Origin of the sequence: Streptomyces sp. CoH27 (genome assembly GCF_020181035.1) — a bacterium.
Lineage (GTDB): Bacteria > Actinomycetota > Actinomycetes > Streptomycetales > Streptomycetaceae > Streptomyces > Streptomyces camelliae.
On record NZ_JAIQYY010000015.1, the window covers coordinates 119,829 to 132,847 of the forward strand.

General features: G+C 71.6%; 12 protein-coding genes. 3 read left to right on the forward strand and 9 right to left on the reverse strand.

Going from position 1 to position 13,019, the window contains the following annotated elements; translation table 11 throughout:
• Nucleotides 1-20 precede the first annotated feature (20 nt).
• The 5 genes from LE548_RS25820 to ureA form a co-directional block, all read right to left on the reverse strand.
• Entirely contained in the window at nucleotides 21-1,136 is a 1,116-nt protein-coding gene (locus LE548_RS25820; RefSeq protein ID WP_225099334.1) for a hypothetical protein, read from the reverse strand.
• A 114-nt stretch (nucleotides 1,137-1,250) separates the two neighbouring features.
• Nucleotides 1,251-1,862, reverse strand: a complete 612-nt coding sequence (locus LE548_RS25825; RefSeq protein ID WP_225099335.1) for a TetR/AcrR family transcriptional regulator — start codon at nucleotides 1,860-1,862, stop codon at nucleotides 1,251-1,253.
• Between the two features lie 19 nt (nucleotides 1,863-1,881).
• Nucleotides 1,882-2,919: an agmatine/peptidylarginine deiminase gene (locus LE548_RS25830; RefSeq protein ID WP_225099336.1), complete on the reverse strand. Its 1,038-nt coding sequence runs from the start codon at nucleotides 2,917-2,919 to the stop codon at nucleotides 1,882-1,884.
• A gap of 17 nt (nucleotides 2,920-2,936) precedes the next feature.
• Complete coding sequence (locus tag LE548_RS25835) at nucleotides 2,937-4,661, reverse strand: urease subunit alpha (RefSeq protein ID WP_225099337.1); 1,725 nt, start codon at nucleotides 4,659-4,661, stop codon at nucleotides 2,937-2,939.
• Complete coding sequence (ureA, locus tag LE548_RS25840) at nucleotides 4,658-5,359, reverse strand: urease subunit gamma (RefSeq protein WP_225099338.1); 702 nt, start codon at nucleotides 5,357-5,359, stop codon at nucleotides 4,658-4,660. Before ureA ends, LE548_RS25835 begins: the two co-directional genes overlap by 4 nt.
• 144 nt (nucleotides 5,360-5,503) lie before the next feature.
• On the opposite strand from ureA, the gene LE548_RS25845 reads away from it, so the two are divergent.
• Nucleotides 5,504-6,937 (forward strand): cytosine permease, encoded by a 1,434-nt coding sequence (locus tag LE548_RS25845; RefSeq protein WP_225099339.1) that lies wholly within the window; start codon nucleotides 5,504-5,506, stop codon nucleotides 6,935-6,937.
• Nucleotides 6,938-7,055: 118 nt separating this feature from the next.
• On the opposite strand, the gene LE548_RS25850 is transcribed toward LE548_RS25845, so the two are convergent.
• From LE548_RS25850 to LE548_RS25860, 4 genes are all read right to left on the reverse strand, one after another.
• Nucleotides 7,056-8,162, reverse strand: a complete 1,107-nt coding sequence (locus LE548_RS25850) for a branched-chain amino acid aminotransferase (protein WP_225099340.1) — start codon at nucleotides 8,160-8,162, stop codon at nucleotides 7,056-7,058.
• Between the two features lie 247 nt (nucleotides 8,163-8,409).
• A complete protein-coding gene (locus LE548_RS25855; protein WP_225099341.1) occupies nucleotides 8,410-9,453 on the reverse strand; it encodes a 3-isopropylmalate dehydrogenase in 1,044 nt (347 codons plus the stop codon).
• Between the two features lie 80 nt (nucleotides 9,454-9,533).
• Entirely contained in the window at nucleotides 9,534-9,665 is a 132-nt protein-coding gene (locus tag LE548_RS45565; RefSeq protein ID WP_263636571.1) for a hypothetical protein, read from the reverse strand.
• Nucleotides 9,666-9,889: 224 nt separating this feature from the next.
• Nucleotides 9,890-10,798 (reverse strand): LysR family transcriptional regulator, encoded by a 909-nt coding sequence (locus LE548_RS25860; RefSeq protein WP_225099342.1) that lies wholly within the window; start codon nucleotides 10,796-10,798, stop codon nucleotides 9,890-9,892.
• Between the two features lie 104 nt (nucleotides 10,799-10,902).
• Between LE548_RS25860 and LE548_RS25865 the strand changes: the two genes are divergently transcribed.
• Together LE548_RS25865 and LE548_RS25870 are read left to right on the forward strand one after the other, a co-directional pair.
• Nucleotides 10,903-11,901 (forward strand): NADP-dependent oxidoreductase, encoded by a 999-nt coding sequence (locus LE548_RS25865; protein WP_225099343.1) that lies wholly within the window; start codon nucleotides 10,903-10,905, stop codon nucleotides 11,899-11,901.
• A 56-nt stretch (nucleotides 11,902-11,957) separates the two neighbouring features.
• Complete coding sequence (locus tag LE548_RS25870) at nucleotides 11,958-12,833, forward strand: alpha/beta fold hydrolase (protein ID WP_225099446.1); 876 nt, start codon at nucleotides 11,958-11,960, stop codon at nucleotides 12,831-12,833.
• Nucleotides 12,834-13,019: the final 186 nt, after the last annotated feature.

Genomic DNA, 13,019 nt, shown 5'->3' on the forward strand with positions numbered 1-13,019 from the left:
CGCCGGAGCAAACGATTCCTTTACCCGATCCTGCGTGCGAAGACGTCCGATACGCCGTTCGTGTCGCCCGGGACCAGGGCGGCGGCGGAGGCGAAGACGACGGTACGGCCGGAGCGGGTGAGGGCGCCGGGTCCGGCGGTGGCGGCCGAGCTCGCGGCGGCCACCGTGTGCTGCCGTCCGGTGCGGGGGTCCAGCAGGCGGAGGGCGCCGGTGGGGTCCTTCAGCAGGGTGTACCGGCCGGTGGGGTCGAGGGCGAGGGCCGTGGCTCCCTCGGGTCCGACGGGTTCGGCGCGGCCGGTGCGGGTGTCGGCGAGGTAGGTCCGGGTGGTCGTCCCCGGGTAGGAGGCGGCGAACTGGAACAGGACGTGGCGTCCGTCGGCCGAGATGTCGATGACCGAGGAGCCGCCGCCGGCGGGGATGTGGATGCTCCGGGTCCTGCCGGTCCTGCGCTCCTTGACGTAGAGGGCGGCGGCGTCGCTGTCCAGCGCGCTGTAGGCGACGTACCGGCCGTCGGCGCTGAGCCGGCCGCCGACGAGGTGACTGAGGTGGCCGGGCTGATCCACCACCTCGTCGGTGCCGGTGGTCAGGTCCCGGACCATGAGGTGGGCGGTGAAGGCGTTGCCGTCGCGGTTGCCGATGGTGTAGGCGGCGTAGCGGCCGTCGGCACTCAGGCCTGTGAGGTCGGAGCGCTCGTACCAGTTGTCCTTCGGCGGGTCGGCGGGCCACAGGGTCTGGAGTGTGCCGGTGCGGCGGTCGTAGACCTTGGCGCGGAAGAAGTGGTAAGTGCCGCTGGTGTAGCCGACTTTGGAGCCGTCGCCGCTGATCATCGGGTCGTACGCCTCGACGCCGGTGCCCGGGACCTTGACGGTCCTGCCGGTGCGCAGGTCCTTGACGAGCACGCACCACCCGTATGCGGTCGGGCAGCCTTCGCCGCCGGGGCCATCGGTGCCGTAGACGGCGTAGCGGCCGTCGGCGCTGATGGTGCCTCCGGCCGAGGCGGTGGCGGACTGGGCACCGGCCACCGTGGTGCTGATGCGCGTGGTGCCGTGCCGCGGCGCCGCGACGGCCTGCGGCGCGACCGCCAGGCCGAGCACCGCGGCCACCGCCACCAGCCCCGCTCTGCTGCTCTTCCCCATGCTGTACCCCCCGGGACGCGTATCCCCCGGCCCGGCGCCGAGGGCCCATGGCGATGCAATCCCAGGGGTCGAGCCGGGTCAATCGGACAGAACGCGTACAACCCGGGCGGGGGTTCAGAGGTCGGGGACGAGCAGCGCGTCCTCGATGAACTCCCGTACATGTGCCAGCACTTGGTCCCGGTCGGTCCCCCGCAACCCGATGGCCACATGGATGGAGAACCCGTCCAGCAGTGCCCGCAGTCTCGCTGCGAAGCGGTCCGCGTCCACCCTGCGGAACTCGCCCCGGGACACCCCCTCGGCGATCAGCGCGACCAGGTCGCGATGCCACGCGCCCTCGATCGCGGCCTGGCGGGCGCGCGCGTCCTCGTCGGCGTTCTGCGAGCGGTTCCAGACCTCCAGCCACAGGGTCCAGTGGGGGTCGCGGTGGCCGTCGGGGACGTACAGGTCGACGTAGGCGGACAGGCGCTCGCGGGCCGTACCGGGACGGGTGAGCAGGCGGCCGCGCTCCGCGCCGAGGCGGCCCTCGCTCCACTCCAGGGCCTGGAGCAGCAGCTCGTCCTTGGAGTGGAAGTAGTAGAGGAGATGGCCGCTGCTCATCCCGACCTCACGGCCGAGCGCCGCCATGGTGAGCTTCTCCAGACCGCGCTCGGCGATCATGCCCATGGCGGCGGCGAGTACCTCCTCGCGCGGCGGCGCGTTCTTCCGCGTCCGTGCCGCACCGGCCATCTGCGACTCTCCTACATGATCAGACCTTCGGCTGCTGCTGGGTGATGCAGTGGATGCCGCCGCCACCCGCAAAGATCGTACGCGCGTCCACGAGAGTCACCGTCCGCTCCGGGAAGAGGCGGCGGAAGATCCCGGCGGCGAGCTCGTCGCGCGGGTCGTCGAAGCCGCACAGCACGACGCCGCCGTTGCAGAGGTAGTGGTTGATGTAGGAGTAGTCGGCCCAGTGTCCGTCGGCCTCCAGGACGGTCGGCGCGGGCACCTCCACGACCTCCAGGGCGCGGCCCCGGGCGTCCGTCTGGGAGCGCAGGATGCCGATGACCTCCTTGGTGACCTCGTGGTCGGGGTGGGCCGGGTCCGGCTGGGAGTGCGCCACCACGACGCCCGGCCGGGCGAAGGCGGCCACGATGTCCACGTGCCCGAGGGTGCCGAAGCCGTAGGGCGGGTAGTCGCCGGTGAGGCCGCGCGGCAGCCAGATCGCCTTGCTGGTGCCGAGCTGGGCGTGGATCTCGGCCTCCACCTGCTCCTTCGTCCAGTGCGGGTTGCGCTCGGGGCCCAGCTGCACCGTCTCCGTCAGCAGGACCGTGCCCTCGCCGTCGACGTGGATCGCGCCGCCCTCGTTGACCAGCTTCGAGGCGTACGTCTTCGCGCCCGCGAGGTCGCAGACATACGCGGCGATCTTGGAGTCGTGCTCCCAGCGGGCCCAGCCCTGGGCGCCCCAGCCGTTGAACGTCCAGTCCACGGCGGCCAGTTCGCCCTTGCCGTTGGTGAGGAAGGTCGGGCCGATGTCCCGCATCCAGGCGTCGTCCAGCTCACGCTCGACGGTGTCGACGCCGGGGCCGAGCAGCGCCCGCGCCTCGGCGGACTGGCCGGGGCCGCAGACCACGGTCACGGGCTCGAAGCGCCGGATCGTCCGGGCCACGGACGCCCAGGCGGCGCGGGAGGCGGCGAGGTCGTCCGGGGCGTCGAAGGTGGGGTTGGGGCCCGGCCACGCCATCCAGGTGCGCTCGTGCGGGGTCCACTCGGCAGGCATGCGGAAGCCGTCGGCGGCAGCAGACATCGTGATCCTTAGAGGAATTAGAGGAAGTAGAGGCGGTTGAGGGAGACCGAGTCGGCGGGTTCCGAGCTGAGCGGGGTGCCGTCGAGGGTGACCAGTCCGGTGCGCTGGTCGACGTCGACCGCTCCGACCCGGGCGTTCAGCCGCAGGTCGGCCGGGCCGATGCCGCGCGTGCCGCGCACGGCGACCCTGCGGCGGCGGGTGGGCATCGCGTCGTTGCCCTGGTCGAGGGCCGCCTGGGCGACGAACGCCACGGAGATGTCGGCGGCCGTGGCGCCGTACGCGCCGAACTGCGGCCCCAGCACGAGGGGTTCGCAGGTGTCGGTGGCGGCGTTCGGGTCGCCGACGACGCCGTACGCCGGGAAGCCGGACTTGAGGACGAGCTGCGGCTTGGCGCCGAAGTACTCCGGGCGCCACAGCACGAGGTCGGCGAGCTTGCCGACCTCGATCGAGCCGACCTCGTGGGAAAGGCCGTGTGCGATGGCCGGGTTGATGGTCAGCTTGGCCATGTAGCGCAGGACGCGGGCGTTGTCGTCGCCCTCGCCGTCGCCCTCCAGGGGGCCGAGCTCGGCCTTCATCTTGCCGGCCATGGCGAACGTACGGCGCACGGTCTCACCGGCCCGGCCCATGCCCTGGGCGTCGGAGGAGGTGATGCCGATCGCGCCCAGGTCGTGCAGCACGTCCTCGGCGCCCATCGTGCCGGCCCGGATCCGGTCGCGGGCCATGGCAGCGTCGCCGGGCAGGTCGGGCTTGAGGTCGTGGACGGAGACGATCATGCCGTAGTGCTCGGCGACCGCGTCCCGGCCGAAGGGCAGGGTGGGGTTGGTGGAGGAGCCGATGACGTTCGGGACACCGGCCATCTTCAGCACGTTGGGCACGTGTCCGCCGCCGCAGCCCTCGATGTGGAAGGCGTGGATCGTGCGGCCTTCGAGGACGCGAAGGGTGTCCTCGACGGACAGGCATTCGTTCAACCCGTCGCTGTGCAGCGCAACTTGGACGTCATGCTCCTCGGCGACGCGCAGGGCGGTGTCCAACGCCCGCGTGTGGGCGCCCATGTCCTCGTGCACCTTGAAGCCGGACGCCCCGCCTTCCGCCAGCGCCTCGACCAGAGGGGCGCTGTGGGAGGACGAACCCCGGCCCAGGAAACCGATGTTGACCGGCCAGGCGTCGAAGGCGTTGAAGGCGTGCCGGAGCGCCCAGGGGGAGTTGACGCCGACGCCCCACACCGGGCCGAACTCCTGCCCGATGATCGTGGTGACGCCGGAGGCGAGGGAGGCCTCCATGATGCGCGGCGACAGCAGATGGACGTGCGTGTCGACGGCGCCGGCGGTGGCGATGAGCCCCTCACCGGAGACGATGGACGTACCGGTGCCGACGACGACGTCCACGCCGTCGAGGGTGTCCGGGTTGCCCGCCCGCCCGATGGCGCAGATCCGGCCTTCCCGGATGCCGATGGACACCTTGCGGATGCCCTGAACGGCGTCGATCACGACCACGTTGCTGATGACGACGTCGCAGGTCTCGCGGACCGCGGCGGCCTTCAGGTGCAGTCCGTCGCGGGCGGTCTTGCCGAAGCCGGCCAGGAACTCGTCGCCGTAGCGCTGGGAGTCGGACTCCACGCGGACGGTGAGCCCGGAGTCGCCGAGGCGGATGCGGTCGCCGGCCCGGGGGCCGTGGGTGGCGGCGTAGGCGTACGGGTCGATGTGGACCGACCGGCTCACCTCGCGTCCCTTCGAGCGGCTCATCGCTCCTCGTCTCCTTCCGTGTCGGCACCCAGGTATCCGCAGGCGGCGGCCCGGCGCAGGGCCTCTTCCTTCGCGCCGGGCGCGTCCAGCGGCCCGTCGACCAGTCCGGCGAAGCCGATCGCGATCCGCTCTCCGCCGATCGGCACCAGTCCCACCTCGGCACTCTCACCGGGGCCGAAGCGCACCGAGGAGCCCGCGGGGACGGCGAGGCGCATCCCGTAGGTCTTCTCCCGTACGAAGTCCAGCCGCGGGTTGGCCTCGAAGAAGTGGAAGTGGGAGGTGACCGAGACCGGCACGGTCGCCGTGTTGGTGACCGCCAGCCGTACGACCGCCTCCGGGTCGGCATGCTCGGGCCCCGGGAGCAGTGCGCCCGGACCCCGGTCCCCCAGCCCGCCGCCCCCGATGGGGTCCGGGACCACCGCGAGACGTGAGCCGTCGTCGAAGACGGCCTCGACCATCACCTCGGTGACGACGTCCGCGACGCCCGGCAGCACGTCCTCAGGGCCGAGGACGGACCGGGCCGCCTCGATGGCCTCGGCGAGCCGCCTTCCGTCGCGGGCCGCCTCGCAGACCGTGTCCGCGATCAGCGCGGTCGCCTCCGGCACGTTCAGCCTGAGGCCGCGCGCCCGGCGGGCCCGGGCCAGCTCGGCGGCGCCGAAGAGCAGCAGCCGGTCACGCTCCGTAGGGGTCAGTCTCACGTCCCGACGCCTCCTTGCCTTCCTACGCTTAGAACGTCACTCTAAACCTTAAATTCAGGGATGGGAATCATTGACATCAACAAACGCGTCACCCACATTGAACGTCGCTCTAACTCTCTAGGTGGCCGTCGAAGGAGACCAGCCATGCCGATAGAACAGCGCGGAGTCGACACCATCCCGGACGAGGAGCGGACCAGTGGTCCGCGCGATCTCGTCTCGATACTGCTCGGCTCCAACCTCTGCCTCGGAGTGATCATCTTCGGCTGGCTGCCGCCGTCCTTCGGGCTCGGCTGGTGGCCGTCGGTGAGCGCGATCGCGGCGGGCACGGTCGTCGGTACGGCCGTGACGGCCCCGCTGGCCCTGATCTCCCTGCGCACCGCGACCAACCTGTCCACCTCCTCAGGCGCCCAGTTCGGCGTACGGGGCCGGCTGGTCGGCTCGGTGGTCGGCCTGCTGCTGGCCCTCGGCTACACCGCGCTGACCGTGTGGATCGGCGGGGACGTGATGATCGGCGTGCTCGGCCGGATGTTCGGGCTGCCGGCGGACGGGGTGTCGTACGCCGTGGTCTACGCGGTGCTCGCGGCGGCGACCGTGGCGGGCGCGGTCTACGGCTACCGGGTGCTGCTGAGCATGTCCAAGGTGCTGTCCATCGGCATGACGGCCCTGCTGGCCCTCGGGATCTTCGCCTACGCCCCGCATTTCACCACCGGGGCGCTGCCGGGTGCGGGCGGTTATCTGCTGGGCTCGTTCTGGCCGACCTGGTTCCTGGCGGCCGTGGCGGCCGGCCTGTCCGGCCCCATCGCCTTCATCACGCTCCTCGGCGACTACACCCGCTACATCTCGCCGTCCCGCCACTCCAACCGCCGTGTGCTGCACGCCACCTGGCTGGGGCTGATCCTGGGTCTGCTGGTGCCGCAGCTGTTCGGCACCTTCACGGCCTACGCGGCGAAGGCGGCCACCGACTACGCGGGCCCCCTCGTCGCGGCCTCCCCCACCTGGTACCTGATCCCGCTGCTGCTGTCCGCCTCCGCGGGCTCGGTCGGCAACGCGGGCCTGATGCTGTACTCGATGGGCCTGGACCTGGACGCGATCCTGCCCAGGGCGTCCCGGGCGCGGGCCACTCACACGGTCGCCGTCGTCGCCACGGCCTGCGTGTTCATCGGCCACTACGCCTGGAACGCGCAGTCCGCGATGACGTCCTTCGTGCTGCTGCTCACCGCGATCGGCACCCCGTGGGCCGTCATCACCCTCATCGGCTTCGCCCGCTGCCGCGGGGTGTACGACGCCGACGCCCTGCAGGTCTTCAACCGCCGCTCGCGGGGCGGGATCTACTGGTACCGGGCGGGCTGGAACGTGCGGGCCACCGCCTCCTGGGCGCTGGGCGCCGGTGTGGGTCTGCTGGCGGTGTCCCTGCCGTCGTACCAGGGCCCGCTGCTGCGGCTGACCGGGGGCGTGGACTGCAGCTTCCTGCTGTCGGGGGCGGTGGGCGGGGTGGTGTACCTGCTGCTGACGTTCCGTACGGAACACACAAGGGCCGCCACGGACGTCGACGAGTCCGAGGCGGCCCTGAGCATGTAGCGCCCGAAGGGGCGCGGGGAACTGCGCGACCAGCCACAGCGGTGCCGCAGACGAACGACGGCACCTCGCGGCAATGCCAAGCGGAGCGCTCAGCGGCCCTGAGCGTGTCCGGTGACCGCTAGCCGATCTTGTGCATCCAGCCGTGCTTGTCCTCCGCCGTCCCCCGCTGGAGGTCGAGCAGAGCCTGACGCAGGCGGAGGGTCACCTCGCCCGGCTCCCCGCCGCTCTGCTTCCACTCGGCAGAGGCACGCTTGACCGTGCCGACCGGGGTGATCACGGCCGCGGTGCCGCAGGCGAAGACCTCGGTGAGGGTGCCGTTCTCGGAGTCGCGCTGCCACTGCTCGACCGAGACGCGGCCCTCCTCGGACTCGTAGCCGAGGTCGCGGGCGACGGCCAGCAGGGAGTCACGGGTGACGCCCTCCAGGATGGAGCCGGTCAGGGTCGGGGTGATGATCACCGGCTTTTCATTGGACGCAGCGCCGTACACGAAGTACAGGTTCATGCCGCCGAGTTCCTCGACCCACTGGTGCTCGACCGCGTCGAGGTAGCAGACCTGGTCGCAGCCCTTCGCGGCGGCCTCGGCCTGGGCCAGCAGGGACGCGGCGTAGTTTCCGCCGGTCTTGGCGTCGCCCATGCCGCCGGGGACCGCGCGGACGCGGTCCTCGGAGACCCAGATCGAGACCGGCTTCACGCCGCCCGGGAAGTACGCGCCGGCCGGCGAGGCGATGACGATGAAGAGGTACTCGTTGGCCGGCTTGACGCCCAGGCCGACCTCGGTGGCGATCATGAACGGGCGCAGGTAGAGGGACTCCTCGCCACCGTGCGCGGGCACCCAGTCGATGTCCTGCTGGACCAGCGCGTCACAGGCCTCGATGAACGTCTCGACCGGCAGCTCGGGCATGGCGAGCCGCTTGGCGGAACGCTGGAAGCGCTTGGCGTTCTGGTCCGGGCGGAACATGGCGACCGTGCCGTCGGGCTGGCGGTAGGCCTTCAGGCCCTCGAAGATCTCCTGGGCGTAGTGCAGGACGTTGGTCGCCGGGTCGAGCGGGATCGGCGCGTACGGAACGAGCTGCCCGTCGTGCCAGCCGCGGCCCTCCGTCCACTTGATCGTCACCATGTGGTCGGTGAAGTGGCGGCCGAACCCCGGGCTGGCCAGGATGGCCTCGCGCTCGGCGGCGGCAAGGGGGCTGGCGGAGGGCTTGAGCTCGATCGTGGGCGTCGTCATGAGTGGGTGTCCTTCACCGGTTGTAGTGACCGGGCCGCGCTCACGCCCGTACCGGCTTCTCAGTCGGTGCTAGGACGTCCGAGCTTTCCCTCATACCGCGGCTCCGCGTTCGATTATCGCGCGGGGGCTGCGGCGGACGGAATCGGGGTGAAAGCGGCCCAGTGGTTGATGGTGGCACCCGGCGGGGACATGCGGAAGCCGCCGGGTGGTCGTCCGACCCGGCGGCCTCTCGTGGTGGAGCGCCGGGTCAGCCGGCTACTCGCGCGGCGAGCGCGTCGCCGATCTGGGACGTCGAGCGGGCGGGCTTGCCCGCGCGCTCGGTGAGGTCCGCGGTGACGGCGGCGTCGATGCGGTCGGCCTCGGCGTCGTAGCCGAGGTGGCGCAGCAGCAGGGCGACGGACAGGACCGTGGCGGTGGGGTCGGCCTTGCCCTGACCGGCGATGTCCGGCGCGGAACCGTGGACCGGCTCGAACATCGAGGGGAACTCGCGGGAGGGGTTGATGTTCCCGCTCGCGGCCACGCCGATGCCGCCGGAGACGGCCGCGGCGAGGTCGGTGATGATGTCGCCGAAGAGGTTGTCGGTGACGATGACGTCGAACCGGGCCGGGTCGGTGACCAGGTAGATCATCGCCGCGTCGACGTGGATGTAGTCGGTGGTGACCTCGGGGAACTCCGCCGCCACCTTGTTGAAGATGTTCGTCCAGAGGTGACCGGCGAAGGTCAGCACGTTGTTCTTGTGGACCAGCGTGAGCTTCTTGCGCGGGCGGGCCTGGGCGCGGGCGAAGGCGTCGCGGACCACGCGCTCGACACCGAATGCGGTGTTGACGGAGACCTCGGTGGCGACCTCGTGCTCGGTGCCCTTGCGGATGGTGCCGCCGTTGCCGGTGTACGGGCCCTCGGTGCCCTCGCGGACGACGACGAAGTCGATCTCCGGCTGGCCGGCGAGCGGGGTCGCCACGCCGGGGAGCAGCTTGCTCGGCCGCAGGTTGACGTGGTGGTCGAAGGCGAAGCGGAGCTTGAGCAGGAAGCCGCGCTCCAGGACGCCGGACGGGACGCTCGGGTCGCCGATGGCGCCGAGCAGGATCGCGTCGTGCTGCTTGAGGGCGGCGAGGTCGGCGTCGGTGAGGGTCTCACCGGTGGCGTGGTACCGCTTGGCGCCGAAGTCGTACTCCTTCGTCTCCAGCTTCACATCCTGCGGGAGCACGGCGGAGAGGACCTTCAGACCCTCGGACACGACCTCCTGGCCGATTCCGTCACCGGGGATCACTGCGAGATTGATGCTGCGAGACATGCGGGCACCCTACTCCTCGTCCCAGGTGATGACATGCGGTGTCCGCGATGCGGACACCGTGTCGGCGTTCCCGGCGGGTCTCAGTGGCCGGTCTCGCCGCCGTTGTCGCGGCGGTCGAGGGCGCGCTGGAGGGCGGCGGCGGCGTTCTTGCGGTCGGCCTCGTTCGTGCGGGACACGTGGCGGACGCGGCGGCGGACGGTCGTCTCGGCCATGGGAATCGACTCCTTCGGCAACCATGGAGCACGCAAAGGGGGGTTACGAGACGCCGGAGGGGCGGGGAGCCGAAGGGCCGCAGGGGTTACCTGCACGATGCCCGGCTCACGACCGCCATTCGCTGGATCGAGCGATGCGTTCGGCTTCTACAAAGCTAAGGGAGCGACCCGCTTCTGTCTGCACAATTACTCGGACTTCCTACTATCTGAGACGGCGAACCATGTCACACCGCCCTGAGCTGGGCTTTCGTGCGTTCGGGGGACGGCAGGGAGAGGGAACGCAGGGCGCGGATCAGGGCCCGTACGGCGTCGGTGGCGGCCAGTTCCGGGGTGGTGACGTACCCGACGGAGCGGTACGGCCGTCCCGGCCCGAGGTCGGTGATGCCGACGGCGGGGGGCGCACTGGTGAGGGACAGCGCCGGCATGATCGCCATCCCCAGCCCGCTGCCCACCATCGACAGCACGGCCCCGTCGTCCTCGGCGCTGACGGTCGCGGCCGGGATCCAGTCCTGGGCGGCCCACCAGGCACGCGTGTAGGAGCCGCAGTTCTCGGCCCAGTCGACGAGCGGCAGGGCGCGCGGGTCGGGGTGGCCCGCCGGGTGCACCAGGGAGTACGGCTCCTGAAGCAGTTCCCCGCCGACCAGTCCGGCCGGCGGCGGTCCGCTCAGGGTGGCGATGCCGAGGTCGGCCCGCCCGGCGGCGACCTCGCCCGCGGTGCCGGCGCCCAGTTCGCGTACGACGGTGACACTCACCTCGATGCCGGGATGCTGCTCGGCGAGCCGCGCCAGGGCGGCCGGCAGCAGATGCAGGGCCGCGCTGCGGAAGGCGGCGATGCGCAGGGGCCCGACGATCTCGCCGGTGCCGGCGCCGCGGGCGTCGGCGGCCAGGGCCTGGAGCATGCGCAGCACCCGGCGCGCATGGGCGGCGGCCCGTTCCCCGGCGGCCGTGGGCCGGGCCCCGAAGCGGCCGCGCTCGAACAGTACGACCCCCAGCTTCCGCTCGATCCCGCGCACGGCGTGCGAGACGGCGGACTGGGTGGTCCCCAGCCGGGCGGCCGCGGTGGAGAACCCGCCCTCGTCGGCCACGGCGACCAGGATCCTCAGCTCCTGCGGGGCAAGGTCGACTGCTGTCACTCAGGGGCTCCCACCTGCGCGTATGAGACCGGTTCATGGATCGGTGCGTTCCATGAGCCCAACCCCCTGCACCCGCGCGGCATTCCTGCCTACGGTCCCGTCCCATGACCGAGACCGCGCTCACCGTGCAGCAGACCGCCCGCCCCACCGGCTTCCCCACCGCGGACCACTTCCGCTTCGCCGAGTCCCCGGTGCCCGAACCGGCACCCGGCACCGCCCTGGTGGAGAACGTGCTGTGGTCCGTGGACCCGTACCACCGCGAAATGATGGACGGGGGCTTCGCGTTGAACGCCCCGCTGGAGGGCCGGACCCTGGGGCGGGTCATCGCCTCCCGCAGCCCGGAGCTGCCCGAGGGCGAGATCGTCTTCCACCGTCAGGGCTGGCGCACGCACGCCGTGGTCCGCCCCGAGGAGGTACGGCGCCTGCCCCACCACCCCGGCGTGCCGCTGACGGCTTACCTGAGCGTGCTGGGCGGCACGGGTCTGACGGCGTACGTCGCCCTGACCCGGATCGCCCGGCTGCGCGCCGGCGAGGACGTGTTCGTGTCCGGCGCGGCGGGCGGGGTCGGCACGGCGGCCGGCCGCTTCGCCCGGCTCCTCGGCGGAGGCCGGGTGATCGGCAGCGCGGGCACTCCGGAGAAGGTGAAGTACCTGACGGAGCAGGCGGGTTACGACGCGGCCTTCGACTACCGCACGGGTGCGGTGGCCGGCCTGCTGGCCGAGGCGGCGCCGTCCGGCATCGACGTCTTCGTGGACAACGTCGGCGGCGACCACCTGGGTGCGGCGATCGGCGCGCTGCGCGAGCGGGGCCGGGTGGTGCGGGTCGGCACGATCAGCCAGTACAACACCCCGGACGCCCCGCCCGTCCTCTTCAACCACTCCGACGTCGTGGAGAAGAGCCTGCGCATCGAGGGCTTCCTGGTGAAGCACCACCTGGACGCGCAGGAGGAACTGTACGACTTCGCCGTACCGCATCTGCGCAGCGGGGCACTGGCGGCGGACGAGACGATGGTGGACGGCTTCGCGCGGATCGTGGAGGCGTTCCTGCTGATGCTGCGCGGCGGCAACACGGGAAAGATCCTGGTCCGGGCGGCGACCCCCTAACCGCTAAAATCTACTTGACTGGTTAGACGGGGAGGTGCTGCACTGCTCCCATGCTGATGACGCACCAGGTCCACCACCGCACCGTCACCGTCCGCGGCCTCGACGTGTCCTACCGGGAGGCCGGACCGGCCGACGCCCCGGTGCTGCTGCTCCTGCACGGCTTCCCGAGCAGCTCGCACATGTTCCGCGAGCTGATCCCGCTGCTCGCGGACCGGTACCGGGTGATCGCCCCGGACCACATCGGCTTCGGCCGCTCGGCGACCCCGGGCGTCACGGAGTTCCCGTACACCTTCGCCGAACTCGCGGCCGTCACCGGCGAGTTCACCGAGCTGCTGGGCCTGGCGCGGTACGCCCTCTACGTCCAGGACTACGGCGCCCCGATCGGGCTGCGGCTCGCCCTCGCGCACCCCGAGCGGGTGACCGCGATCGTCACGCAGAACGGCAACGCCTACGAGGAAGGGCTCGGCGCCGAGGCCTGGGCGCCCGTGCTGGCGCTGATCGAGCAGCGCACGCCTGAAACCGAGGCACCGGTGCGGGAGATCTACACCCTCGACGGCGTCAAGTGGCAGTACCTGCACGGGGTTTCCGACCCGACGCTGGTCAGCCCGGACGCCTACGAGCACGACGCCGCCGGCCTGGCCCGCCCCGGCCTGCCGGAGATCCAGCTGGCCCTGATCTCCGACTACGGCTCCAACTTCGCCCTCTACCCCGCCTTCCACGCCTACTTCCGCGAGAGCGGGGTCCCGCTGCTCGCGGTGTGGGGCGCCCACGACGAGATCTTCGTGCCGGAGGGCGCGCTGGCCTTCCGGCGGGATCTGCCGGAGGCCGAGATCCACCTGCTGCCGACGGGCCACTTCGCCCTGGAAACCCACGTGGACCAGATCGCCGCGCTCATGCGGGACTTTCTCGGCCGCCGGGTGGCGACCACCTGATCAGCAGGGTCTGCGCTTGCAGGCCGGGAGACCCTGTAGCAACGTTGTCAGAGAACGGATGGGGCTGCCGGTGCTGCTGTGACGGCGGCAGTGACGTACCGGCCGACGCACGGCCGACCCCGCCGCAATCTCTCACCAGCCGGGCGCCGCACTCAGGCGCGGCGCGCTCGCGCGGTCCCATCGGAC